This window comes from Bowmanella denitrificans (assembly GCF_002887595.1).
Lineage (GTDB): Bacteria > Pseudomonadota > Gammaproteobacteria > Enterobacterales > Alteromonadaceae > Bowmanella > Bowmanella denitrificans.
The window spans coordinates 100,052-124,821 of record NZ_PEBU01000003.1 but is presented as its reverse complement, the minus strand read 5'-3'; the positions used below and the strand labels follow the sequence as shown (position 1 = coordinate 124,821).

General features: G+C 50.7%; 20 protein-coding genes. 7 read left to right on the top strand and 13 right to left on the bottom strand.

Going from position 1 to position 24,770, the window contains the following annotated elements; translation table 11 throughout:
* Positions 1-7 precede the first annotated feature (7 nt).
* Positions 8-847: a LysR family transcriptional regulator gene (locus tag CSR04_RS25370; protein WP_102795607.1), complete on the bottom strand. Its 840-nt coding sequence runs from the start codon at positions 845-847 to the stop codon at positions 8-10.
* Between the two features lie 110 nt (positions 848-957).
* On the opposite strand from CSR04_RS25370, the gene CSR04_RS07240 reads away from it, so the two are divergent.
* Together CSR04_RS07240 and CSR04_RS07235 are read left to right on the top strand one after the other, a co-directional pair.
* On the top strand, positions 958-1,656 hold the full coding sequence (locus tag CSR04_RS07240) for an FMN-dependent NADH-azoreductase (protein WP_102795606.1): 699 nt from the start codon (positions 958-960) through the stop codon (positions 1,654-1,656).
* A 113-nt stretch (positions 1,657-1,769) separates the two neighbouring features.
* The gene (locus CSR04_RS07235) at positions 1,770-3,368 is read left to right on the top strand and encodes a peptide ABC transporter substrate-binding protein (protein ID WP_102795605.1); all 1,599 of its coding nucleotides are present in this window, start codon (positions 1,770-1,772) and stop codon (positions 3,366-3,368) included.
* 35 nt (positions 3,369-3,403) lie between these two features.
* Here the strand turns inward: CSR04_RS07235 and CSR04_RS07230 are convergent, their stop codons facing one another.
* Positions 3,404-4,471 carry a DUF3083 family protein gene (locus tag CSR04_RS07230; RefSeq protein ID WP_102795604.1) on the bottom strand — a complete coding sequence of 356 codons (1,068 nt, stop codon included), beginning with the start codon at positions 4,469-4,471 and terminating at the stop codon, positions 3,404-3,406.
* Between the two features lie 294 nt (positions 4,472-4,765).
* Between CSR04_RS07230 and CSR04_RS07225 the strand changes: the two genes are divergently transcribed.
* The 3 genes from CSR04_RS07225 to CSR04_RS07215 are packed head-to-tail and all read left to right on the top strand — an operon-like array spanning position 4,766 to position 9,052.
* Complete coding sequence (locus CSR04_RS07225) at positions 4,766-7,147, top strand: patatin-like phospholipase domain-containing protein (protein WP_102795603.1); 2,382 nt, start codon at positions 4,766-4,768, stop codon at positions 7,145-7,147.
* A 13-nt stretch (positions 7,148-7,160) separates the two neighbouring features.
* On the top strand, positions 7,161-7,520 hold the full coding sequence (locus CSR04_RS07220) for a hypothetical protein (protein ID WP_102795602.1): 360 nt from the start codon (positions 7,161-7,163) through the stop codon (positions 7,518-7,520).
* Between the two features lie 5 nt (positions 7,521-7,525).
* Positions 7,526-9,052: a peptidoglycan-binding protein gene (locus tag CSR04_RS07215; protein WP_102795601.1), complete on the top strand. Its 1,527-nt coding sequence runs from the start codon at positions 7,526-7,528 to the stop codon at positions 9,050-9,052.
* Here CSR04_RS07215 and CSR04_RS24895 read toward each other — a convergent pair.
* A complete protein-coding gene (locus CSR04_RS24895) occupies positions 9,040-9,213 on the bottom strand; it encodes a hypothetical protein (protein WP_172449272.1) in 174 nt (57 codons plus the stop codon). The genes CSR04_RS07215 and CSR04_RS24895 overlap by 13 nt on opposite strands.
* Positions 9,214-9,300: 87 nt before the next feature.
* Between CSR04_RS24895 and CSR04_RS07210 the strand changes: the two genes are divergently transcribed.
* On the top strand, positions 9,301-11,205 hold the full coding sequence (locus CSR04_RS07210) for a M1 family metallopeptidase (protein WP_102795600.1): 1,905 nt from the start codon (positions 9,301-9,303) through the stop codon (positions 11,203-11,205).
* A gap of 61 nt (positions 11,206-11,266) precedes the next feature.
* Here the strand turns inward: CSR04_RS07210 and CSR04_RS07205 are convergent, their stop codons facing one another.
* Together CSR04_RS07205 and CSR04_RS07200 are read right to left on the bottom strand one after the other, a co-directional pair.
* Positions 11,267-12,037 carry a hypothetical protein gene (locus CSR04_RS07205; protein ID WP_102795599.1) on the bottom strand — a complete coding sequence of 257 codons (771 nt, stop codon included), beginning with the start codon at positions 12,035-12,037 and terminating at the stop codon, positions 11,267-11,269.
* A gap of 248 nt (positions 12,038-12,285) precedes the next feature.
* Positions 12,286-13,050, bottom strand: a complete 765-nt coding sequence (locus tag CSR04_RS07200) for a hypothetical protein (protein ID WP_102795598.1) — start codon at positions 13,048-13,050, stop codon at positions 12,286-12,288.
* A gap of 201 nt (positions 13,051-13,251) precedes the next feature.
* On the opposite strand from CSR04_RS07200, the gene gloA2 reads away from it, so the two are divergent.
* Positions 13,252-13,635, top strand: a complete 384-nt coding sequence (gloA2, locus tag CSR04_RS07195; protein WP_102795597.1) for an SMU1112c/YaeR family gloxylase I-like metalloprotein — start codon at positions 13,252-13,254, stop codon at positions 13,633-13,635.
* 43 nt (positions 13,636-13,678) lie between these two features.
* On the opposite strand, the gene CSR04_RS07190 is transcribed toward gloA2, so the two are convergent.
* The 8 genes from CSR04_RS07190 to CSR04_RS07155 form a co-directional block, all read right to left on the bottom strand.
* Positions 13,679-15,313 (bottom strand): methyl-accepting chemotaxis protein, encoded by a 1,635-nt coding sequence (locus CSR04_RS07190; protein ID WP_102795596.1) that lies wholly within the window; start codon positions 15,311-15,313, stop codon positions 13,679-13,681.
* A gap of 104 nt (positions 15,314-15,417) precedes the next feature.
* Positions 15,418-15,912 (bottom strand): lysozyme inhibitor LprI family protein, encoded by a 495-nt coding sequence (locus CSR04_RS07185; RefSeq protein WP_102795595.1) that lies wholly within the window; start codon positions 15,910-15,912, stop codon positions 15,418-15,420.
* Between the two features lie 68 nt (positions 15,913-15,980).
* The gene (locus tag CSR04_RS07180) at positions 15,981-16,370 is read right to left on the bottom strand and encodes a VOC family protein (RefSeq protein WP_102795594.1); all 390 of its coding nucleotides are present in this window, start codon (positions 16,368-16,370) and stop codon (positions 15,981-15,983) included.
* A 43-nt stretch (positions 16,371-16,413) separates the two neighbouring features.
* A complete protein-coding gene (locus CSR04_RS07175; RefSeq protein ID WP_102795593.1) occupies positions 16,414-17,217 on the bottom strand; it encodes a helix-turn-helix domain-containing protein in 804 nt (267 codons plus the stop codon).
* Between the two features lie 115 nt (positions 17,218-17,332).
* Positions 17,333-18,217, bottom strand: coding sequence for an EamA family transporter (locus CSR04_RS07170; protein ID WP_102795592.1), 885 nt, complete (start codon positions 18,215-18,217; stop codon positions 17,333-17,335).
* A 147-nt stretch (positions 18,218-18,364) separates the two neighbouring features.
* On the bottom strand, positions 18,365-19,132 hold the full coding sequence (gene ppk2 / locus CSR04_RS07165; RefSeq protein WP_102795591.1) for a polyphosphate kinase 2: 768 nt from the start codon (positions 19,130-19,132) through the stop codon (positions 18,365-18,367).
* A 199-nt stretch (positions 19,133-19,331) separates the two neighbouring features.
* Positions 19,332-21,524 (bottom strand): TonB-dependent siderophore receptor, encoded by a 2,193-nt coding sequence (locus CSR04_RS07160; RefSeq protein WP_216362522.1) that lies wholly within the window; start codon positions 21,522-21,524, stop codon positions 19,332-19,334.
* 168 nt (positions 21,525-21,692) lie between these two features.
* On the bottom strand, positions 21,693-24,716 hold the full coding sequence (locus CSR04_RS07155; RefSeq protein ID WP_102795590.1) for a TonB-dependent receptor: 3,024 nt from the start codon (positions 24,714-24,716) through the stop codon (positions 21,693-21,695).
* Between the last annotated feature and the right edge of the window lie 54 nt (positions 24,717-24,770).

Here is a 24,770-nt window from a genome sequence, read left to right as displayed (position 1 = left end):
ATCCCAGCTATGCCAGCGCCTGAGTCAACCAGGACAGAACTGGCGAGATACCGCTTGGAACTTGGCCTTGCAGATAATATCCCAAACCAGAGCCGACAGGCTTGCCATCAGCTAACGGCTTAAGTTGTGCGGCGCCCTTTATCAGGGTCTGGCCGCTAAACACCAGACCCAGCCCGGCCTGAGCCTGCTGAATGGCAAACAGCTCTTGATCAAAATATGTCAGGTTTATGTGGCCAGGAGAGCCGGCTAGTTGTTGGCAATAAGTTTGCCATGGGGCGGCTGGCAAGCTGGTGTTTTTCCATCTTGGTAAAAATATGGGGCAATCCTGCCCGGCCTCGAACCTGGCAAGTTGGCTTGCCGTGCCATACAGGTTGAAATGTTCATGGGTAACGGGCTGAGCCTGGTTTGCTACCAACCCAAATCTGATCGCCAGAGTACTGACTGACAGCGATGGCTCCAGTTGTTCGCCACTGCGTATTTCTATTGGCGTATCGGGTAATAAAGCCTGCATCTCTGCCATTCGGGGCAGCAGCCAGAGCGCGGCAAATGACGAAGTGCAACGTATCACCAGCCCCTGACTTTGCCCCTTCAATTCCTGAAGCGTCTGACCAATGGCGTGCAGGCTGGCGCGAGTGACCTTAGCCAAACGGATACCGGATTCGGTTAGTGCAACCTGGCGAACCTGCCGGCTAAATAGTGTCACGCCCAACCAGGCCTCCAGATTACGAATCTGATGCGATACCGCGGTGGGTGTCAGGTGCAACTCGTCGGCAGCCAGTTTAAAGCTGAGGTGACGGGCGGCTACGTCGAAAACCCGTAAGCTGTTAAGTGAAGGAAAGTCTGACATTTTCTTATGGATGAATAAATTTCATCTTAAGTGTAAAAAGCATCTTTTGTCAGAGGCAACAAAAATTTGCAAGATAAGCCCTGTTAATTTGAACTAACGGAGCAAAAGCAATGAAAATTCTAAGATTAGATGCCAGTGTCAGGGGCGATAGCCATGAGCGACTCAGCTACAGGTCAATTTCAAGACAGTTAGCTAATCACTTTTTGTCTGAACTTAAGGTGAATAAAGTTCACTTTGAAGTGAAATTGAGAGATGTGGGCAAAATCCCCCCGGCTTTTATTGACGAAGCCTGGCTGGCAGCCTGTTTTACACCAGAAACCAAGCGTACGCCTGAAATGCAACAGGCACTGGCCCTGTCTGACAGCCTGATAGATGAGTTGCATTGGGCAGACTTGTTACTGATCTCCACCCCTATGTATAACTACGGTATGCCAGCGGCCCTGAAGGCCTGGTTTGATCAGGTTATTCGGGTGAACAAAACCTTCAGTTTTGACTTGCAACGTGGCGACTTTCCACTGGCCCCGATTTTTTCCGGAAAGCGCCTGGTGTTGGTATCCTCTACCGGGGAATTTGGCTTTGAGCCGGGTGGTGTGCGTGAGCATATGAATCACTTAACTACCCATATTCGTACCTTAAGCCATTATCTGGGGGTAGAGCAGGTGGATGACGTGCAGGTGCAATTCCAGGAATTTGCCGATTCACGACATGAGGCGTCCAAAGCCCAGGCTTTTGAGGCGGTGGCTGCACTGGCAAAGGCGTTTCTGCCGCAGGTGCCTAAACAGATAGAAGAGCTGATGCAGAGCGCTTGATTTTTTGTTTACTGTTCTGCAGCTATGCTTATCACTGATAACAGCGAATCAAATTATCCAGAGTTGTAGTGAATAGTGCAGGCAAGGTTTTGACATTCTGGCGTGGTTCAATAATGCCCTTTTTAACATGGGGGCTTGCAACTGTATTACTTGCATCCCCAGCCGCGTTTGCTTTGCAGGGGCAGCCTGATGACAACCGGACATTAAGAAGGGGACTATCCAATTTACCTGGCTCGTTAGACCCGCAGCAGCATAAAACCACCAACGACAGTTTATTAGCCATTGAGCTTTTTGCCGGATTAGTCCGGCTTGATCCCAAGGGTAGGGTGGTGGCGGACACCGCTTCGCACTGGCAAGTTAGTGAAGACGGTCAGGTTTATCGCTTTTTCCTACGCAAGGACGCCAGGTGGTCCGACGGGCAACCATTAATTGCAGAAGATTATGCACTGGCGTACCAGCGAATTTTGCAAGGAGGCCAAGGTACCCCTATGTTGTTTAGATCAGGATTGGTAAGTCAACCAGCAGATAGCAAGGCTAAAATGCCGGGCATGTTCGCCTTGTCAGAGACTGAACTGGAAATACGTTTGTCTGCAGCAACGGGCGAGCTGCTTTACTGGCTGACTGACACTGAAGCCATGCCCGTTCCCAGCCATTTATACAAGCATATGGGGGATGAATGGGTGGCAAAGCGGCCATTTGTCAGTAACGGCCCTTATACTTTGCAAAGCTTTAGCCCGCACTTAATCCAGTTGACCAAAAACCCTCTTTATCATGCAGCCGAGGAAGTGGGTATTGAGCATGTTCGCTATGAAATTTTGCCAGCAAATTTAAGCATGGGCCGTTACATTGCCCAAACCCAGGCCGACATTGCCACTGATCTGGCGTATTATCAGCTACAAAGCGCCGGGCGCATGGCGGGATACAGGGTCATTCGACAATTAAACAATGCGTTGTTGATGTTTTATTTAAACCCACAGGTAGAAGGCCTTACTGATATTCGGGTTCGTCAGGCACTGAATCTGGCTATGGATCGTCAACTTATGGTGAATATGCGGCAAAAAGGGGAACAGGCCATGTTTGGCCTGGTGCCAGAGCAAGCCGATTACCCTTCGGAGCCGGAGCCCGCCCAAACCTACCCGCAAATGCTGGCGCAGGCTAAGCAACTTATGAGTGAAGCCGGATACAGCCACCAGCAACCACTTAAACTGGAGTTGCTTACCTCTGATCGGGATTTGAGTATCAAGGATTCGGCGATGGCCATCCGGATTTGGGCCGAGCTGCCGATTGAATTTACCTTAAACAAGCAACCTTTTAGTCAGGTAGTTAAGCGTATCTACGCAGGGGACTTCCAGGTGGTCAGGCGAATCTGGCAGACTAATCATGGCGATCCTTTGGGCATGTTGCAGATTTACCTGCCGCAATTTGCGCCTCTTTTGTATCCAACGGCAGATGCGCACATTGAGCAGCTACTGGCATTATGCAGAAGCGAGCCACAACACCGCTTTCAACATATTAAAGCGTTGGAGAGGTACCTGCTTCAGCAAGTACCGAGTGTACCAGTATTACAGAATGCCAAATTTCAACTGGTATCAAAACGCGTTGCCGGTTGGTCAGATAATAGTCTGGCCCGTAACGAAAGCCGCTGGCTGACACTCAAGGACGGTGACCAATCTAGCACCTTAAATGAGGTTGTTAGACCCGTTGGTCATTAGATTCAGGGGCTTGCTAAGCCCCTGAAGGTTTATGCTCAGGCAATATAGCTGATATGCTGGTGGAAGCGTAAGGTCAGCGCGGTACGCTGCGGATCAATACCCAGACTTTTGGCAAAGCCATCCAGCGCTTCTTCCACCCGGTTCATAAAGTGTCCGTAACCAAACTCGGTATTGTCTTCCTTACCGGCGACAATAATAAAGTGGGCGGTTTCCACCAGGTTGTCATTGTCCCAGTAAGCGACAAACTGCTGGCCTGGCGCATCCGGATCAAAACTGATTTTTTGCAGCTCGGCATTATGCTGAGACTGATCCACCTGGCTGTTACGTACCAGCGGTGTCAGACCATTAGCAACCATGGCCAGACGATCCAATTTTTTATTGCGGGTGGCAGTTAAAAACTGCTCTTCCAGCGCCAGATAAAGCGGTGCAAAGTGCTCGCTGCTGGTGGCTTCAAACTGCTGCTTTAGCTGCCTGGTCATAGGCAGGCTCAGCGTCACATAGCTGATAGCAGAATGCTGCTGAGGCAGTTCGCACTGTCTGGCTTTGTATCTGGGAAACAGGCCTCGTAGTTTGTACCCATAACTTTCTTTATGACCTTTTTCATGGGCGAACAAGTCATAGGACAAATGCTGGTGATCACGGATTTTTATCTGGCTGTCGGTCTGAGGCAATTCGGCTTTAAGCTGGCTGATAACGCTCATAACCTGTTGGTGGAATTGGGCAGCATGTGCACGCAGCTCAGATCCTGTGGCTAAAAACAGCAGGCGGATTTTTCGTGCCTGATAATCTGCTGTGGTGAATAGATTCTGCCCTTCATGTACCACAGGATCATAGAAGAACAGGATCTGCTTGGCGGTTTGAAAATGCATAGCTTCATTGTGATAGCGCACCACTGGCAATTTGTCATTGGCGATCATATGTACATTATGAAGGCCCGCAGCATCGGCCAGGGCAAAGAAGCGCTGACTCAGTTTGTCGTAGCAGGACTTGGCGCTGTCAAAGTGCTGATAAAAGCTGTTGTCGGTTTTGATCTCTGCCAGCAGATACTGGTTGGATCTGGCGTTAGTGGGAATATATACCCGGTGTTTGGAATGACTGGCCATGATGTCTCCTTGGACTGAATGACTTAGATGGCCAGATGTTAGCGGCTGTGCATGTCAGAAAAGTTGTTCCAGATTAAGTTTTTTGCCGACTGTTTAAAGCGGCTGGGCAATTCAGGTACTTTTTTGATCTGAAACAAAAATTCTCTGGCAAGCCACCATTTTCAAACTACCTTTTATGCTTAGGGGCTGAATTTGAACAGAAAACTCAGCTCAGTTGCTACATAGCTCTGTGTGAAACCAATATGGCTTTCCGGTGAGGCAGTACGGAGACAAAAACAATAAAAGGTTCGTAACATGCCGCAGTCCCGCACGCCAAGCACTAATGCCTGGGATACACCTGTAGGGGATTCAACTCAGGGCCAGTTTGCCCAGGTTTATGTCGAAGAAGCTAACCTGATTGCACTGCGTCGCCGCAATCTTGGCGTACAGGCTAACGCCGATGCCAGCAAACTGAGCCTGCCAGAGAGCATTTTTCCCAGTAACGGTTTCGTTGCTGCACCAGTGCTTGACGGGGTGCTGACGGAACTGGAACAGACGCAACCTGCCTGGCAGCACGAAGAGGCTGAAAACCAATGCCAACCACGGCAAGGCCTGATTGGACTGGCGTTATCCGGAGGCGGAATTCGTTCTTCCACCTTTAATCTGGGAGTGATGCAGGCGGTACAGCGGGCGGGCTTATTTCCTTATATGGATTATCTGTCCACCGTATCCGGCGGTGGCTATATCGGTACTTACCTGACGACCTCGATTCAGGAAAATCTAAGTCTGGGTGAATCCCCAATGATTGATTCCACGACGTCCGAGCAGGATAGGGCGGACCCATTTCCCTTTGTGCACCAAACCGGTCAGGTGGAGAACAGCCGTTTTCGACATCTGCGTAATTATGCCAGCTATCTGACCCCACAGGGGCGGGCACAATTGCTGTTTGCGCCGCTTATCCTGTTGCGTGGATTTTTGATTAACCTACTGGCTATTGCCCCGCTAATGCTGGGAGCGGCCCTGTGTTTATTCGTGCTGTTAGACTATCAAAGTGCAACTGGTAATTTTGTTTTTGCCTGGGAACCCTGGTTAGCTGAGCAGTTGTTGGCTGAGGCGGCAGGGGTCTATGATCTGAAGCAGCGCGTGTTGCTGCGCTTTCCTCTGAGCCTTTTGGCGCTGGCGCTACTTGTGGGGTATTTTTTCAGCTATCCGTTAGTGCACTTTCGGGATTTTTGGCGTGGAGTGACAGAAAACACCCGCCGCGGCGCCCGGATGGCCAGACTGAAAAGATATCGGGCGTTTTTTCTGATTTTTGTAGCGGCGGTGGCATTGGAATCTATGCCGCTGTTGATGGAGTGGTTGCACAAACCGCATTATTGGCTGGCGTGTTTAGGTTCGGTCAGTCTGCTGCAATCGGCTCTGGCGCAAAGGGTGCTGGTGTGGCTCAAAGCCAAGCTGGCCAGTATGGCCATGTTGCTGGCGGCTTTGATTCTGATGCTTTTACTGCTGGTGGCTGTATTGTTTGTGGCCAAATTGATGATACAGATGCGTTGGCATTGGCAGTGGGTGTTAGTGTTTGGCGGCCTGGCCTTTGTTTATGCACTGGTGTTTGTGGATATCAATGCCACCTCTATCCACAAATATTATAAAGATCATCTGGTCAAAGCCTTTGTGGCGCAAGCTGCCGCTGATGATGCGCCAGACCCCAACAGGCGGGGGCAGTGGGTGCCGAGGCTCAGCGAATTAAAGCAAACCCATCAACCTTATCACTTGCTCAACGTGACCCTGAATATGGACTGGGGCGATAAAGACAATCAGCTGTTTAAGAATGGCAGACGGGCCAGCTTTTTTGTCTTCAGCAAGCTCTTTTGTGGTGGTCCGCGTTGTGGCTATGTGCCTACCGAACAACTTGAGAAGGTCGAACGGGACCTGGATATTGGCACGGCAATGGCCATTTCCGGTGCTGCGGTGGCACCGAATATGGGGCGAGTAGGCAACCCCTGGTTGGGCTTTCTGTTTGCCTTTTTCAATGTGCGCCTCAACTATTGGTTGCGCAACCCCATGCGACTCGACAAGCAAGGCGATAAGGTGAGTGTCTGGTATCGGCCCGGCCCTTTATATTTGCTGCGGGAAATGCTGCAACGTTTAGGCAGCGAGCGACCCTTTGTGAATCTCTCGGATGGTGGCCATATTGAAAATACCGGCATTTATGAGCTGTTGCGCCGCCAGTGTCGCTTGATTATTGCCGGTGATGGCGAATGTGATACCAGACTCACCTTTGGTGGGTTGGCCGAGGTAATTCGTCTGGCCAGAATTGATTTTGGTTTTCGCATTCAAATGGATGGCCTGGATGAGCTGCGTGCCGGTGAACAACGCTATGCCATTGGCACGATTTATTATCACGAGGATTGGCAGAACCCGCAGAACAACAGAATTGGCAAACTGATTTATCTGAAATCCAATCTTGGTGGTGACTACAATCTGGCCGCCACCTTAAATCAGGAACTGTATCGCACTTCTGCCGGCAGGGACGATGACTATCTGTTTGACCGCAATGCCTATCTGGCCTTCTACCGCAGTATGCACCCTGATTTTCCCCATGAGACCACAGCAGACCAGTTGTTTGACGAGGCTCAGTTCGAAAGCTACCGGGCGCTGGGCTTCCAGGTAGCAGCGTCTGCTTTACTTAACCCCTGACAGGAGATTAGCCATGAGTTTTGCATCCGCATTGAAAAGTATCGGCAATGGTATTAAAGATTTGTCGCAACTGAATGTGCGCACTTATACGGGTAATATTGATGCGCAGATTAGCGGTGAAAATGCCGAGGAAATGCTCAATCTGGCGCGCCAGAATGGCCAGCTAAAACTGGTGGGGCTGACCACCATTAATCTGGACGGTGATGTTAATCAGTTCATTTCCAGTGATCAGGAGATCAATGAGAAATTGCACAACGCTCACCAAAGTGCGGTACAGGCCTCACAGCGTAGTCGTGAAGTCACGTTTAACCTGTTTGCTTCGGCAATTCGTGAGGCGGTGGGCAAAATTAGCATCGATCCCAATCAGGACTGAACAGCATGCTGGGGCCCGCGCAGCTCAGGCAGATGGAGCAGGGTGACTTCAGCCTGTTGGGCGTTACGCTGGATGCACTACCAGATGACGGGCATCTGCATCTGGCCGGCCAGGACAGCGATCTGCAAAAAGCCCCATGGCTGGGTATTGCCCGCACCTGGCTGTGGCTGCTTGGCTACCTGAAACGGGATACGCAGAAACAGCAGGCTGATAGTGATTTTATTCAGGGGCTGATGCGCTTTCAGCAAGAAGTGGGCTTAACTGCCGATGGCGTGCTGGACAATCTGAGCTGGCAGGCGCTTAAATCTCTGGCGGCGTTTGATTCTGATACTCAGGTGGAAACCTGGGACCCGGCTAATCCAGCCTTTCGCCGGGCAGTACAGCTAAGGTTATTCAGCTATGGCTTGTGCAAAACAGCGCCGCCCTTTGCAGAGTTGCCAAGCGATCAGGATACAAAGCTGCAAAAACGCCTGCATCAGGCATTGGAAGATTTCACCCGCCTGGTTGCCTGGTATGCTTTGTCCGCTGAACCATTGGACAGCGGCTGGAACCGGCCCTTGCTCAGATTACTGTTTGCCCACCAAGAGCTGATAGCCCTGTTACCTTTTGACGGAGAGGGATTCAGGCTATCTGGCGGACATCCGCTGCTGCCCATGGCAGCCCCTCAGGCGAAAGCACTTAGACGACGCTTTGTCGGAAATCTGGCATTGGTGGAGTTGTGGTTGATGGGGTATCCGGTAAGGCCTGGTAACTTTAAGGCCGATGGCCCCCATGACGGCCACGCAAAAGGCACGTTGTATTGGGCGCTGAAACAATTTGCTAAAGACCGGCAACTGCCCATCGCCAATACCCATGCAATTCAATTAGGGGCCTGGTTTTTCCATAAAAGCCGGCAAATTTTGTCGGATGATCCGCCATTGCCTGCAGAGCAACTGGATGCGGTCATGGCCGATAGTCATCAGCGCCACAAGCTGGAGACAGGCTATAAGAGTCTGGGGGCCAGGATTGTGGATGGGGTCAAGCGCTTGCTACGCTGGTTTGGTGCGCTACTGCGTCAGGTGCTGGACAGGGCTAAACAGTGGTTTATTAACCTGGCCCGGCTACTGCACAAAGGTGCCAGCGAGATCTACGCAGAATTTAAAGCGCTGATAGAGATATCCGCCCGAGGCTGGCATTACTGGCAGGATAATCCATTGCAACTGTCGGACCGCCAGTCACTGATGATTTTCAAGCAACGGGATTTTGATTTGGATTTGATATTCAATCCACTGCCGAACAGCACTCAGATAGCATGTCTATTTAACACCATGCAATTAAATATCCAGTCCATGGCACTGGGGGGACAAGTGCTGGTGCAACTGATCGCCCTTATCCGGCAAATAATGTCACTGGCCAACATGCTGATTAACTGGCTGGGTGTGGTGGTAGCGCTATACCGGCTGGGACTATGGCTGAGGGCCAACCTGCCGCTGTTGGCAGAAGCCGGTGAATTACAAGCAGCTTTTAAGCAACTGGATGGTCAGACTAAATAACGAATCAACTGCACAACCGCCAGGATTATCATCAGTGGCCAGATCCAGCGGCTCATTTTGGCCACCTGCTCGGGTGAAAAGCGGTGACGTGAGCGTTCCAGTAACGGGATCAGTATCACCAGTGCCAGAAATAATCCACCAAGAATATATAAAACGGTCATCCATTCATCCCATTGTTATGCCACGGCACTTTGGACCCTGACATAAATATGCCACAATCGGGGCAATTATAACTACAAGGAACCTCGATGGAATTCAGAATTGCCTCAGTTGTCTTGCTTGGGCTCAGCCTCAGTGCCTGTAATCCGGCCCCCCAGCAAAACGTTAAATCAGAGCATCAGGCCGGTGACAGCGCAGCGGTTGCGTCGGCAACAACAGAAATGCTGGCAGGTAAGGACTACCATTCATTTGCCAATCCAGAACAGTTAAAAGTAAAACACCTGGACCTGGATCTGGATGTGAACTTTGCGACTCAGGTTATTTCCGGTGACGCCAGTATTCAGTTTGAGCGTGTCGAACCTAAAGCCTCGACCCTGGTGCTGGACACCAGAGATCTGACCATTGAACGGGTTACGGCTATGGGCAAAGACATTCCCTTCAGCTTGGCCGCTGCTGATCCGCATCTTGGTGCTGCGCTGAAGATTGAGGTGCCTGCTGATATTGATGTGGTGACGGTCACTTATCATACGTCACCGGATGCCTCTGGCGTGCAGTGGCTGACGCCGGAGCAAACTGCCGGCAAGCAGCACCCCTTCTTGTTTACTCAGGCTCAGGCAATTCATGCCCGTAGTTTTATCCCGCTGCAAGACTCTCCACAAGTTCGAATGACCTACCAGGCCACCATTCGCACTCCGGCGGATTTGCTGGCGGTGATGAGTGCTTCCAACGATCCGGATACCGAGCGGGACGGTGAATACCATTTCTCTATGCCGCAGCCCATTCCTTCATATCTGATTGCCCTGGCCGTTGGCGATTTGGCATTTAAACCCATGGGTAAGCGCACCGGTGTGTATGCAGAACCTGCCATGCTGGATGCGGCTGCGAAAGAGTTTGAAGACACCGAAGCCATGCTGGAAGTGACCGAAAAGAAATTCGGCCAGTATCGCTGGGATCGCTACGACTTACTGATTCTGCCGCCGTCCTTCCCATTTGGTGGTATGGAAAACCCACGTTTGTCCTTTATCACTCCCACCGTGATTGCCGGTGATAAGAGTCTGGTCTCACTGATTGCCCATGAGCTGGCGCATTCCTGGTCTGGTAATACGGTGACTAATGCCACCTGGCGTGATCTGTGGTTGAATGAGGGGTTCACCACCTATCTGACCTACCGGATTATGGAAATGATTTATGGCCCAGAGCGTGAGCAAATGGAATTTGTATTGGGCCAGCAATCTTTAGAGGCAGACCTTGCCAGCTTGCCGGCACAGGATCAATTACTGGCTATTGATCTGCGCGGTCGCGATCCGGATGCGGTGTTTTCTGATATCCCTTACGAAAAAGGTGCCTTGTTCGCCCGCGAGCTGGAGCAAAAGGTGGGACGTGATGCGTTCGATCAATTCCTGATGGGCTACTTCGAGCACTTTGCCTTTGAAAGTATTACCACCGATCAGTTTGTTGCCTATCTCAATGACACGCTGCTTAAAACCCATGGTGACAAACTGGATGCCAAGCGCATTCAGCAGTGGATTTTTGAACCGGGCGTTCCGCAAGGCGCACCCATGGCGCATTCTGATGCCTTTACCAAAGTCGATGCGGCCAGAGACAATTGGCTGTCCGGGGAGCTGCCCGCCGATAAGATTGACACCCAGGACTGGAATACCCATCAGTGGCTGCATTTTCTGAACAATATGCCAGAGTCGCTGAGCGCCCAGCAAATGGCTGAATTGGATAAGGCATTTAACCTGACCCAGGCGGGCAATAACGAGATAGCCCATAGCTGGTTGTTGATGGCTGTTAATAACTGGTATGAACCGGCTTTTGGCCGTTTGCACGATTACCTGCTACATATTGGCCGTAACAAACTGGTTAAGCCACTGTATCAGGCCTTGTCGAAAACAGAACAGGGTAAAGCCTTTGGTAAACAAGCCTTTGAGCAGGCCAAAAGTGGTTATCACCCACTGACGGTTAAGGCTAATGAAGGGTACTTTAATTGATTAACCAGTGACAGCATAGCAATGCCAGTCAGCATAACTGACTGGCATTCACTGCTTTGTATCAGGCTTTTCTGCTGCGCAGCAGCCCCAGCAGGGCCATACCTAATGCTATTACTGTTAGTGGCGCAGGCTCTGGTACCTGACCACCCGGCTGAGTGATTGGGCCTTGACCTACATCGATCATGCTTTGATCCAATCCACGGGTGAAGTCAAAATGGTTGTCATACTCATTGCTGTCATCACGTAATTGGAACAATAGCTCATTGGTGCTTTGCAAGCTGCTATACAGTGAAGCTAACAGACCGCTATCCGTGCTGGTAAACCAACCTGTGTCAAGGATATTGTCGCGGAAACCGCCGCCGCTTTGTGCACCGGTTACATTACCGTTTCCATCGGTTTGTTCAGCGTTAATATTACTCCAGTTGCCAAACTCAACACCATTTACCAGCAGGAAGTTGGCGTTGTAATCAAAATTACCAGAGGCAGTATCGCCGTCATGTAAGGTGAAACGGAAAGACGCGCCCGCCAGACCACCGCCCAGAGAGTCTAATACTGAAGAGGTAAAACCGCTTTGCACACCAATAGTACCTGGATTGCCTTGATAAGCGTCAGGGGTTCCGGTATTAAAGAAACCCACAAACAGCTCACTGGCAGCCAATTGGCTGACAACATGTGAACCATTGGTACCGAGCAAATCAACGACTACCCCCCCAACGGTAGATGCGCCCAGTGCGGTAACATCCAAACCTAGTCCCGACGTGTCAGTTAACAAACTTGCGTTGGCAGCACCTGCGAGCATACCCAACGTGAGAATCAAACCTTTCAACTTCATTTTTACTACCTTCTCAAATCCTATGAAATAAACAGCCAAAGATTGTGGCTGTCGGACGTAAGCAACTAGCGGGCCAAAATTAAATTCGTTTAATATCAATTTTTTACGCATTCTTGTTGTGCTAAGTGATTGATTATGTAAATAAATCAGACACTCAGTGCTGAATGGCAATCATCCTGGTGAATTCAATATAACGAGCGAGGTATGAATAAAAGCGGGCCCTACAGACAGGGCCCAGGTATCTATATTTACCTGTTTCGCAGGAAACCGAGTATCGCCATACCTAAGGTCATCAAGGTGAGTGGAAGTGGCTCGGGGATCTGCCCCCCAGGCTGAGTGATTGGGCCTTGACCTACATCGATCAGGTTTTGGTCCAGCCCTTGGGTAAAATCAAAAAAATTGTCGTAGACATTGTCGTCGTCACGCAATTGGAAGAGCAGCTCGTTGGTGCTCAGTAAGCTGGTATACAAAGAAGCGAGCAAACCAGCATCGATACTGGTAAACCAACCTGTATCAAGGATGGAATCCCGAAAGCCTCCCCCGCTTTGAGGGCCGGTTACCGTACCCGAACCATTGGTTTGCTCAGCGTTTACGTCGCTCCAGTTGCCAAACTCTAATCCATTGACCAATAGAAAGTTGGCGTCCTCATCGAAATTACCTGGACCGGTATCACCGTCATAAAGGGTAAATCGAAAGGATGCACCGGATAAACCGCCTCCCAGAGAAGCCAGTACAGCGGCGTCAAATCCTGTTTGTATGCCAATGGTTCCAGGGTTACCCCGGTAGGCAACCGGCGTCCCATCATCAAAGAAACCATCAAATAATGCGCTGGCAGCGAGTTGGCTAACAACATGGGTACCGTTATTGCCGAGTAAATCTACCACTACACCGCCTACAGTAGTGGCACCAACGGACGTGACATCAAACCCCAATCCTGAAGTGTTTGTGAGCAGACTTGCATTAGCAGAGCCTGCGGCTATCCCTAAGGTGAGAATTAATACTTTCATCTTCATCTTAGATTGCCTTTTAGATTGTATTGAATGGAGTCAGCAAGGCTGACAAATTAAATGAGCAAAAAATGAACCACTTTGAAAGGTTATGTAAAACAATAAGTTAGAGCTTAATTTGTAAAAGCAGGGGAAAGGAATGTAAAACGATTCGACAGTAATCGTGCTAGGATGCTTCGCTCAGCAATAGGCGTAAAGGCGATATTTATGCTACTTAAAATTCATCATGTGGCGATAATCTGCTCTGATTATGCCAAATCCAAACACTTCTATTGTCAGGTTTTGGGCTTGTCGGTTATAGCGGAACATTATCGTCCGCAGCGGGATTCCTGGAAGCTGGACTTGGCCCTGCCGGATGGCGGACAACTGGAACTGTTTTCATTCCCTGAGCCGCCTGCCAGACCCAGTCGCCCGGAAGCCTGTGGGTTGCGTCATCTGGCTTTTGCTGTGGCCAGGCTTGATGACGTGATTGCTCATCTGACGGAGCAAGATATAGAAGTGGAAGCTGTGCGGGTGGATGAATATACCGGTCGCCGTTTTACTTTTTTTGCCGACCCTGATGGCCTGCCTTTAGAACTGTATGAAATATAGAGGCTGCATCACTGAGATGACAGCCTCAATGTCTGATAAGGGATTAATCCAGGCGGAATTTTTCTACCTCGCCATCAAGTTGCACAATGAGTTCTTTAATTTGATCGGTGGCCTGGTGCGCCTGCTGCGATAAGTTTGCGCTGTTTTGTGCAATACCTGCTATTTCATCCACCCGGTTACTGGTGCTTTGTCCGGCTTTGAGCTGGGTGTCTGCGGCTTCGGCGATATGCTGACTCATTCCCATAATCGCGCTCAGGGACTGACCAATATTGACCAACTGCTCAGACACCTGGGTGGCATGTTTTACCGCCTGTTCACTGGTGTCGATACTGGCATTGACGGAAGACTTGGCCTCTTTGGTGGCGGTTTGCAGTTTTCCGATAGTTTGCTGAATTTCGCCGGTACTGGCCTGCGTGCGCTGGGCCAGTTGCCTGACTTCATCGGCAACCACGGCAAAACCCCGGCCCTGTTCCCCCGCCCTGGCGGCTTCTATGGCGGCGTTTAAGGCCAGCAGATTGGTCTGTTCGGCTATGCCCTGAATCACAGACAAGACACTGGCAATCTGACTGACTTCATCTTCCAGTACCTGGATATTGCTGCCAGCCTGCTCAATTTGACGCTCCAGCAGGGCGATAGTGGCGGTAGACTGAGCGGTAAGCTCATTGGCCTGTTTACCCTGATTTTCAGCCGTACTGACAGACTGTGAGGTGAGATCAGATTGTTCTGCCACTTGCTGGGCAGAATGGGTCAATTCACCAATGCTGGTTGCAACCCGTTGGGCCTGGCTGTTGAGCGTATGTGTCAGCTTGTCCAGTTCCTCAAAACGTGATTGTGAATCCTTGCTTTGACTTTGCAGGCTGCTGGCCGCTGACTTGATGCTTTGCACCACTTCCTGCAATTTCGTCTGCATATATAATACTGCACCGAGAATACTGTCTCTTGGCACCTGACCGACATTTTGCGCCAGTCGCAAATCGCCTTTGGAGACCCGCATAACAGACTCGCGCACTTGTTGGATTTCACCGCCAAGGGCATGGCTTATGCCAAAGCCAAAACGTGCCAGGGCTGCGGCCAGCGCGACCGCAATCACCACAGATAACCCAACCAACCAGATAGCGGTATCCCAATAGCGCTGATCCACTTCTTTGTAGCTAATGCCGGTGCCCACATACCAACCCCATTTGGGGGTTTTCTGCACCACCGACGTGAGATCCACCACTTCCCCCTCACGTTCTGAATTCCAGTTATAGGTGAGTATCTCACCTGTGCGACTTCCAACCAGATTCTTCACCATCTGGCCGATACTTTTGCCCTGCGCATCGGTGAAATCATTAAAGCTGGTGCCATGTAATTGCGGGTCATGGGGGGTGGCGACAAAGTTCAAGTCAGCATCCACCACATACACGTATTCAGAATCGTGGTACTTATTTTCACGCAGAATTTGGGTGGCCAGGCGTTTTGCTTGATCTTCGTTAATGGCACCTGAGGTTACCATCTGTTCAAACTGCTGGATAACGTTGACGGTGCTTTTCATTAACTGATTGATTCTGGCTATATTGTCTTCTTCACTGGCAATACGCAGTACCTGCAAGCCAATAAAAGAAACTGCCAGCAAAGACAGAAAAATCGTGACGGCAAACGCAATGATTTTGGCGCGTAAACTAACAGAACTAAACATAAGTCCCCCGAAAATTGAACAATATTCCGTGTTACTTGTTGTGGTTATATTTCATCCATCCTTGTGACAATTTACCAAATGCAGAAGGCTTGGCAACAGCTTGTTTACTTTTGTGTGCTGTCAGCCGACATTTGCTGCAATTCTTGAATTCGGTTTTGATAGGCTTGTTTAATGCAGTCGCGTCTGTCCGGGTCTTTCCAGCATTCATCCCGGCCTTTTAGCCAGCCTCTTTGCATAGCGCGCAGCGTATTTCTGCTGGGCTTTTTAGCCTGACGCCAGGCTGCCTGATAGACATCGGCCAATTGCTTATCCAGTAAGGCAAGTTCAGCATCGCTGCATATTATTCCTTCACTGGTACCTTGTATGGCTTTGTTGCAGTCAAATGATGGGTTGATAGTTCTGGGCTCAGTGTAATCAACACTGTGATCGCAACTGCCGTCCTTTTCGCAATCATTGATACCGTCTTTATCTAAGTCCCAACTAGGGTGCATGCCAGGGCGAAGCTGACTACTTTGCTTCTCTACGGGGGGAGTAGAGGAATGGACAAACAGCGGCAGGGCTGCCAGCCCTGCCACAAGTATGGCAATTAGTCTGCGCATCTTGCACTCCAATATGGTGATGCCATGACTATAGCCTTTGTTGACCGTTTAGATAAAAATAAATAGTCCTACTGTGCCAGGTGTTGTACCACATCCACCTTAAAGCCACCCGGATCGGTGAGCATAAAATGAATCTGGCCCCAGGGCTCTTCTTTCAGTTCCATGGCAATATTCAACTGCATTTGCTTGGCCTGTTCAAAGGCGGCGGCAGCGTCTTGCACTTCCAATGAAATGACATAGCCCTGTGTTTGCATCATGGGATGCAGGAAGTCCGGCTGATTGGCCAGCTCTGGCAACATAAAGCCTAACTGTATGCCAGTGCCTGGATGTAACAGGTGTAAATAGAAGGCGGAATCAAAGAATACCGCTTCGAAACCAAACACGCTTTGGTAAAAGGTTTTAATGCTGGTCAGGTCGCCGGTGACCATCACCGGAAACATGGCTTGGATTTCTATCATGCTTATCTCCTGTTGGTTGAACGGGGTAAAGCATGCGGTTTTTTCAGCCGGAGATATTGTACAAAACGGACAACTTACCGAATTGACCTGGGCTGGTGCCACTCATGGTTTTAAATTCACGGATAAAATGGGCCTGATCGTGGTAATGGTTTTGCCATAAGCCCGGATTCTTCTCAAGCTGCTGCAAATGAAACTGGAACCGCCAGACTCTGGCAAAGGCTTTGGGGGACAGACCCAAATACAACTGACTGAGTCGGCGCAACTGGCGGGCGGACAGGCCAAATTCACTGCATTGACGATCGCCCAGATGATTTAATGCGCCATGCTGCAAGCGGCACTTATGCATAAAGTGCAGCAGACGGCGGTCGGTATCAAAACCTTTAAGCCTTGGCAGCAAAAGCTGGCTGATAAGGGCGCAGCGCTGCTGGAATTCCCGGGTGCGATGTAAGCTCTCAAACAATTGCAGTGGCAGGCTATCAGCCAGCAGTGCGTCAGCATGCACAGAAGATAAGTCCGCCCATTCACCCAATGCAGTCTGGCAAAGCCCGCCAAGCCCTAAAGGAAAGAATCGAATCCCAAAATATTCAACGGGGCCTTGCATGGTAAAAGTCTGGGCCTGGGTAAAGGGACTTAACAGAAAACTGTCATTGAGATTGGCACTACTGATAATCCAATCCACACAGTTGTCAGGCAGGCTATTGTAGCCATATGCGCCACAGGGAATAGTGAGTTGCCAGAAGCTTTGCACCCAGTTCTGCAGTTCCGGCTTGGCCGCTTGCTGCTGGTAGGCGCCCTTTTGAAAAACCGGGCCCTGGGTAACAGGGTAGGGGGCTATCGGGCCTGGCATTGACTTTCCTGCTCGTTATATCTGCGCCCGTTATGATGACCTGACATCCGCTGTGCTCCTTTGGCAAGGTTGTTCCATGCTAATCACAAATTTTCGGTCTTGCCAGTTTTATGACCTAGTTGAGCTGGGGGGCGGGACGAAGCCCGGGCAGTTTTTTGCCGAACACACATAGTACCAGACCAGCCATAATCGCCATTGCAGCATAGAGTTCATGAGATTGTAACTGTTCGCCCAATAGCCAGGCCGAGCAGGCAATACCGACAACGGGCACCAGTAATGCAAAAGGCGTAACCGTGGCAGCCGGGTAATTGAGCAGCAGTTTCCCCCACCAGGCAAAGGCCAGTAAGGTGGAGATATAGCTGACAAATGCCAGGGACAACCAGGCGTCTGGTGAGGCATTGGCCAGCAATGTCAGCGGTTGGCTGGTTTCCAGCCACAATGACAAGCCCAGTAGTGGCAGGGGCGGTACCAGGCAAACCCAAACCAGAAAGTGCAGGGCGTTAACGCCTTTGACTCTTTTGGTAATGAGATTGGCGATAGCCCAGAAGAGTCCGGCCAGCAGTATCATGCCCAGACCCAGCGGCGTAACACCACCGGTGGCGGTAAATATAAATACGGCAAAACCGGCCAAGGCCACGCCGATGCCTGCAACCTGATGGCGGCCGATGCCTTCTCCGAGCAGCAGCATACTCAGCAAAATGGTAAAAAACACCTGAGCCTGTAGCAGTAATGACGCCAGCCCTGCGGATATCTCTGATTTCATGGCCATAAATACCAGACCAAATTTCAGCACACCGAGGAACAAGCCAACGCCAAGGATATTCCACCAACTGGTTTTCGGACGCGGGATAAAAAATACCGCGGGTAGGGCGGCCACAGCAAAACGCAGGGCGGAAAACAACAGCGGTGGAAGTTCCTGTAAGCCAAACTTAATAACAGAGAAATTCAATCCCCAAATAGCCACAACGCTCAGTGCGAGTAACAGATCCCGAAATAACATGGTGTGCCCTTCTAATGCCTGGCCGCCATACTATGAAGATTCACAAAATCTCACCAGCAATTTGTCCTAATGGTGACAATAAGCAAATCTATTGTTCCGGGGCTGACTCGAAATAGGGTGGCAGGTGTTATTTACAGGCTATTTGAGCTAAACACTATCAGGCACCCGCTGGACTGTCTGCGGGATAGGCAAGTCACGGTGCTTGTCATCCATACCCGGCAGCTCTACCTTGGGAAAGCTGAACTCTTTATAAGGCATCAGCGACAATAAATGGCTGATGCAGTTAAGCCTGGCTTTTTTATCATGATCACCGTCAATCACGTACCAGGGGCTGTTTTTACTGTTGGTATGTTCGAACATTTCATTGCGGGCCTGGCTGTATTCGCGCCAGCGGCTGCGCGAGATCAGGTCCATGTCGGAAAATTTCCAGCGTTTTAGTGGGTTATCCAGGCGTTCCTGAAAACGCTGCTCCTGCACATCGGCAGACACACTGAACCAGTATTTCACCAGGCGGATCCCTGAACGGATCAGCATCAGTTCAAATTCCGGGCAGGCACGCAGAAATTCCTGATGCTCGCCATCGGAACAAAACCCCATGACTTTTTCCACTCCGGCGCGGTTGTACCAACTGCGGTCGAACAGCACGATTTCGCCGGCGCTTGGCAAATGCTCCACATAGCGCTGAAAATACCACTGCTGGCGTTCCTTGTCGGAAGGTTTGCCCAGTGCCGCGATACGCACCACCCGAGGATTGAGCTTTTCACTGATGGCTTTGATGGCCCCGCCTTTACCTGCTGCATCGCGGCCTTCAAAAATCACCACCAGCTTCTGGCCGCTGTTAACTACCCATTGCTGGAGCTGAATGAGTTGCACCTGGAGGGTTTTAAGCTGCTGTTTATATTGCTGTTTGTCCATACGGGTCACCTTGTTCCTGCTGTAAGCCTTATAGCAAGCACTTGGGATTCTGTCATGTACAATCAGCAGAAAAACCGTCCTGGCAGGACGACACTTAGCAGATGAGTTGGCTTTTAACGAATTTTTCAATGCTGCTTAAAAAAGGAAAACAGGGGCCGGACGGTATTAAAACCTGCTGTACCCCTGTTGTATTGAGAGCTTAATACTGCCAGGTCAGGCTCAGTGATACCTGACGCGGCTTTCCATAGTTGGCGTAGTCGATATTGGCCCAGTAAACCTTATCAAACAGGTTGGTGACACTGAAGGTAGAGCTGAGTTTGTCGGTAAACTGCCAGTTTACATACAGATTTGCCAGTACATAGGGGCTTTGTTTATAAGTTACGCCGTCGGCTTGCTGAGGATGTGTAACCCCATAGCCAATGGTTTCACCCTGCCAGTTAAAACCGCCACCTAAGGTCAACCCGTTTACCCAGTCACCCAAATCGTAATGAGTGGAAAGCTGAGCAGAATGTTCCGGCAGGTTAGTCCAGATTTTATCGTTATTGTGCCGCTTGGTATCCACATAGGTATAGCCCGCATTCACCAGCCAGTCTTGGTTAATGTGGCCGGAAACACTCATTTCCAGACCTCGGCTTTCGGTACCATTAACACCTCTATAAGCAGAACTGCCATCTGGCAACGAATTGTCAGGTTGGCTTTCATCGCGCACCGCGTAGTTGTCCTGACGGGTTTTAAAAATCGCCACAGTGGCAGACAACTGGCCATCAAGCAGCTCGCTCTTGATGCCCAGTTCGACGTTGGAGCCCAGCACAGGTGCCAGCAGGTTGTTGTTTTTGTCCTTGTAATTCTGGGGGGTAAAAATATCCGTATAACTGGCGTAAAGTGCATGATCCTCATTTAGATCGTAGACCAGCCCCACATAAGGCGTGACTTCCTTACTGACTTTGTATTGGCCGGTGGTGGCGGCATAACTGCCTTCGGTGTCGAAATTGTCGGTACCGGTGCGCCAGGAACTTAATCGTGCGCCGCCAATCAGGGACAAATCGTCTGCCAGTCTGAAACGGTTGGCGATATACAGCCCCTGCTGTTTGGTGGTGGCAATACGGTAAGCGCCGGTGCGGCTATATTCCGGCATGGGCGCCTGACCGTCATAATGCCAAGCATCTGGTACTTGATAGGTCCAGCCAGACAAGGAGGTAAAGCCTAATGTAGTGGATTCCAGTTCAGACCAGGTGGCACCCAGAATCAGATCATGCTCCAGACCAAATGCCTGGTAACTGCCGGTCAGATACAGATCCACGCTGGTACGGCTGTCGTCTCCGGCCCCGATACCTGCTCTTAACAGCATGCCTTGACCGGTGTTTTTATCGGGAAAACCACTGGCGTAAACCCGCAGGCTGGATACGTCGCCATCGGTTTTTTGCACCGACACTTTGGCCTGCCAATCCGTGTTGAAACTGTGCTGCAGGTCGGCAAACAGAGTGCTGGATTCACGCTGCCAGTGCGTCCAGTTAGGCGCAAAGCTGGTAGACACCGGCATGTTGGCTTCGCTGCCATCGGCAGCATGAATGGGAATAGTGCCCCAGATAGTCCCTTGTGGGTTGTTATCCTGACGCTGATAGCCTATCGCCGCTGTGGTGTTATCGCCCAGGTCGCCTTCAATGATGGCCAGGTAAGCGGTTTTATCTTCACTGTATCGGTCACGGAAACTGTCTGAATTCTGGTGGGCCAGTACCAGGCGACCACGGATTTGCCCTTCACTGTCAAAGGGACTGGAAACATCCGCCACGCCACGACGCATATCCCAGGAGCCTGCTGTGGCAGAGACCGATGCCGAAAACGCATTGCCGGGGCGCTTGCGCAGTAAGTTGACGGTGGCTGAGGGGGAGCCAACACCGGAAAACAAGCCATTGGCACCGCGGATAACTTCAATACGCTCATACAGGGCGGTGTCGTACTCCTGGTTGGTGGAGCCGCTGTAAGTGGGAATGCCGTCTACCTGAAAGTCGGTGATCTGAAAGCCGCGAGCAAAATACAGCGGACGCTGGCTGTCATATAAGGTGACGTTTACCCCTGGTATATTCATCATAACATCGTTGATATCCAGCATATTGGCAGCGTCCATCAAGGCACGGGAGACTTCGCTGATCGATTGTGGGATCTCCCGCACTGTCAGCGGCAGACGGGTAGGAGTGCCCTGGTCCAGTTGCTTACCTACTACAGAGATCTTTTCCATGCGTTCCAGTGCCGAGCCCGGCGCATTTTGTTCGATTTCCTGCTGGGCAATTGTCTGGCCAGACAATACCAGCCCCATAAACAGTGCCAGCGACGTTTTTGGCAAAGCCAGCGGCAGTTTGGTGTCGAAGGTGACTAAAGAATCTGTGCATTTCATGTAGATGAGTCCCTGTGTTTGTGGTTGAATTTTGTGTGCAAATGAGAATGATTATCGATGGCGTGCGAGTGTATAGAAAGCCAGAATGAAACGCAACCCACAGGGACAGAGCTAAGAGCAGATATAAAAAAGGCGCCCGAAGGCGCCAGGAGGGCATTAAACGTATGACTAAAACTTCACGCTGACATAGGCGCCAAAGCGACGATCAGTCTTAAATTGGGTGCCGGGTGTGGTTTGTCCGGCCTGGTTGTAGATCATCTTGGTTTTGATGATCTCATCCAGCAGGTTAGTGGCTTCCAGACCAATCTTGACATTGTCGGTGAGGTTATAGGCCACCGACAAATCCAGTTGCCCGGTGGCCTCAGCCATCACTGGAGCAAACAGGTTGGAGTCACGACGGGTCAGCAGATATTCAGAGCGCCAGTTATATGCAATACGGGCTGAGATACCATGCTTTTCGTACATAGCAGTCATGTTGACGGTGTCATCGGAATAACCTGGCAGCGGCAGATTATTAAAGGCGCGGAAGCGGTTACGGCCGTCTTCGCCACCACTGCCTGTGCCAAAGCCTACCTCATCGTTAATATCGGACTGATTGATATAGGTATAGTTGAGCGACACCCCTAAGCCTGACCAGATGCCCGGCAACTGGTCAAAAAACTGAGTATACGCCAACTCAAAGCCCTGAATCGTACCCGACCCTTCATTGGTGTCGGTCTGGAAATTGACCGGGAAGGTGACACCGGCCAGCTCATTGGTGATCTCTTCGCTATACAGACGTTTGCGGATAATATTTTTCAGCTCTTTGCGGAACAGACTGGCGGTCAGTGAGTTACTTTCACTCATATACCACTCATAGGTCAAATCAAGGCTAAGTGCTTCCTCCGGCTCTATATTACGTGGATTGCCGCTGATGCCGTCAAAACCAATATTCTCATAGGGCAAAGGCTCACCGTTTGGCCCGCGTGGCTCGGAATGTGACTCGGTAATGGAACGGAAATAGCGGAAGTTTTCAAACTTCGGCAAAAAGATATTCTGCGAGGCGGCAAAGCGCACTACACGCTCGTCATCCAGCTCCACACTCAGGTTAAAGCTGGGCAGCACTTTGCTGTATTTATCACCTTTGACGTGCAGTGGTTCCGTATTCAGCCAGTTTTGATAGGCAAGCTGGTCGGCGGTATACATGGCCTGTTTGGCGGTATCCCAGCCAGGAATAGGCTCAGGGAACAGGGTGGCACCGGTGGATTCCACCTGCCAGCTCACATAACGCAGACCAAGGTTACCGCGAACAGGGTAAGCCAGTTCAAAATTGTCGTAGTTCAACTGGGTGTAGAATTCGCGCCGGGTTTCCTTACTGCTGGAAATCTCGGATGGCAGGTAAGCCCCGTCAATTTCGCAGGTGCCGCTGATGGTGACACAATTACGGTCCCTGAGCTGGACAAAATTGTTGTAGCCACCGGCTTTGGTGGTGTCGTGGAAATTCTGCCAGTTATGCAGGTCAGCAAATCGGGCAAATAGGATAGTTTGATCCTTGGGCAATACGCCACCGCCAAAGAAATCACCGGCATGAAAACTATAGAGTTCATAGAGTTCGGGGTGTCCAGGACGGTCTGCGGTGCCGGTATAGGAGGTCGCCTGTCCACCGTTAGCATAAGGATTCCAGGAGCCGTCGGCCATTTCGCCCCAGTTCCAGGCAGAATCCCGCTTAATCTGCTCTTTGCTCGACGCATAGGCACCGAACTGGATAGATTTTATCCACTTATGTTCCAGCTGATAGGTGGCATCAAAGGCGTAAGAGTCTGATTCGGCGTCGGTATCGTCTTCTTTGTCCATGGCCGAATTCAGGTACATGTCACTGACAGGATCGGGGGCCAATGGGCTGGTCAGGTTCTCGCCGACAAAGTTAACCTGGGTTTTGTCGCCGCGCACATCGAAAAACACATCGTTGTGCTCAAAACTGTTATTGATGGTGTAGTCGTAAACATCGTATTCGGACTCAATGTGCTGGTAATCAAACTCCAGCTTCCAGGCATCGCTGGGTGAAAAGGTAAAATGCACACTACTGTCTTCCACCAACTGCTCAGCATAGCGCCAGCGCGACTGAGCCAGAGAGCGGTAGTTCATCAGCAGCGTGCCTGAGGTCATAAAGCCGTTTTCATCAAAGGTGGCGTCATCTGTCACCTGAATCTGATTAGGGTTAACGTTAAATCCTTGCTCACCTAAGGTGATGACCCGCTCATCCCAGGTTAACGAAGCGTTGGAGCGCAGATATTCCGCTGTTACCTCGAAGGTTTGCGAGGGATTTCTGAATTGCAGCGAGGTGGCCAGGCCGCGGCGTTTACGCTCAGAATCAGCACTGCGGATATTGGCATCGGCCGGTACGTATCTGGTTTCACCGGGATACTGACTCAGTTCGGTGCCATAGTTACCAAACTGCGGCATTTCACGGGCGGTGGCGCTGCGCTCATAATAGTTGCCCAGGGCTGCACCGTCGCCTCTGTCCTTATAGTCAGAACTGGAAGCGGACAGCAGCACACCAAATTCACCGATGTCGCTGTTCCAACGGTTACTCACTACTGCTGAACCGATGGGTGTCCACTCACCACGGTGATCGCCATAGCTGCCTTCCAGCGTGGTACTGGCGAAGAAGCCGGCACTGTCAAAAGGCTTACGGGTGACCAGATTGACGGTGCCGGCCACACCACCGGCAATTAAATCGGCCGTATGGTTTTTTACCACTTCCACATAACCCAGTAATTCGCCGGGAATATCCTGGTAGCTCAGACCGCCGCCGGTACTGGCGCTAAAGGCATCTCGGCCGTTGATTTCGCTGCGTACCCGGTCAAGGCCTCTCACTACCACGCCGGTACCTTCAGCGGCAAAGTGGTTTGGGTCGTCGGATGAGGCAAAGCGTTCAATGGTGACGCCTGGTACACGCATCAGTGCTTCGGTGACGCTTTTATCCGGCAGTGCACCAATGTCATCGGCACTGATGACATCTTTCACTGTATCGCCTAAGCGTTTCAGTTCCTGAGCAGTGATAACACTGCCGCGAATACCCACCACGGCAATTTTCTCTACCGATTCTTCAGGGTTAGTTATGTTTTCCTGCTGTTGAGCGACTGCAACGCCAGCGGTGAAAGACGACAGTGCAGCGGCTACCGACAGGCAGGCCAGGGATTTATTGTGCATAAGTAAACTCCATGTTAATTATTATCAGGAAATGTTGAGCTGCGTGATAATAAG

Excerpts from the sequence above, each read along its gene's own strand:
- CSR04_RS24895 (WP_172449272.1), bottom strand. The coding sequence starts at position 9,213 with ATGACCGTTTTATATATTCTTGGTGGATTATTTCTGGCACTGGTGATA.
- CSR04_RS07170 (WP_102795592.1), bottom strand. The coding sequence starts at position 18,217 with ATGTTATTTCGGGATCTGTTACTCGCACTGAGCGTTGTGGCTATTTGG.
- CSR04_RS07235 (WP_102795605.1), top strand. The coding sequence starts at position 1,770 with ATGCCCTTTTTAACATGGGGGCTTGCAACTGTATTACTTGCATCCCCA.
- CSR04_RS07210 (WP_102795600.1), top strand. The coding sequence starts at position 9,301 with ATGGAATTCAGAATTGCCTCAGTTGTCTTGCTTGGGCTCAGCCTCAGT.
- gloA2 (WP_102795597.1), top strand. The coding sequence starts at position 13,252 with ATGCTACTTAAAATTCATCATGTGGCGATAATCTGCTCTGATTATGCC.
- ppk2 (WP_102795591.1), bottom strand. The coding sequence starts at position 19,132 with ATGGACAAACAGCAATATAAACAGCAGCTTAAAACCCTCCAGGTGCAA.
- CSR04_RS07190 (WP_102795596.1), bottom strand. The coding sequence starts at position 15,313 with ATGTTTAGTTCTGTTAGTTTACGCGCCAAAATCATTGCGTTTGCCGTC.
- CSR04_RS25370 (WP_102795607.1), bottom strand. The coding sequence starts at position 847 with ATGTCAGACTTTCCTTCACTTAACAGCTTACGGGTTTTCGACGTAGCC.
- CSR04_RS07200 (WP_102795598.1), bottom strand. The coding sequence starts at position 13,050 with ATGAAGATGAAAGTATTAATTCTCACCTTAGGGATAGCCGCAGGCTCT.
- CSR04_RS07225 (WP_102795603.1), top strand. The coding sequence starts at position 4,766 with ATGCCGCAGTCCCGCACGCCAAGCACTAATGCCTGGGATACACCTGTA.
- CSR04_RS07220 (WP_102795602.1), top strand. The coding sequence starts at position 7,161 with ATGAGTTTTGCATCCGCATTGAAAAGTATCGGCAATGGTATTAAAGAT.
- CSR04_RS07230 (WP_102795604.1), bottom strand. The coding sequence starts at position 4,471 with ATGGCCAGTCATTCCAAACACCGGGTATATATTCCCACTAACGCCAGA.
- CSR04_RS07240 (WP_102795606.1), top strand. The coding sequence starts at position 958 with ATGAAAATTCTAAGATTAGATGCCAGTGTCAGGGGCGATAGCCATGAG.
- CSR04_RS07185 (WP_102795595.1), bottom strand. The coding sequence starts at position 15,912 with ATGCGCAGACTAATTGCCATACTTGTGGCAGGGCTGGCAGCCCTGCCG.
- CSR04_RS07215 (WP_102795601.1), top strand. The coding sequence starts at position 7,526 with ATGCTGGGGCCCGCGCAGCTCAGGCAGATGGAGCAGGGTGACTTCAGC.
- CSR04_RS07180 (WP_102795594.1), bottom strand. The coding sequence starts at position 16,370 with ATGATAGAAATCCAAGCCATGTTTCCGGTGATGGTCACCGGCGACCTG.
- CSR04_RS07205 (WP_102795599.1), bottom strand. The coding sequence starts at position 12,037 with ATGAAGTTGAAAGGTTTGATTCTCACGTTGGGTATGCTCGCAGGTGCT.
- CSR04_RS07155 (WP_102795590.1), bottom strand. The coding sequence starts at position 24,716 with ATGCACAATAAATCCCTGGCCTGCCTGTCGGTAGCCGCTGCACTGTCG.
- CSR04_RS07175 (WP_102795593.1), bottom strand. The coding sequence starts at position 17,217 with ATGCCAGGCCCGATAGCCCCCTACCCTGTTACCCAGGGCCCGGTTTTT.
- CSR04_RS07160 (WP_216362522.1), bottom strand. The coding sequence starts at position 21,524 with ATGAAATGCACAGATTCTTTAGTCACCTTCGACACCAAACTGCCGCTG.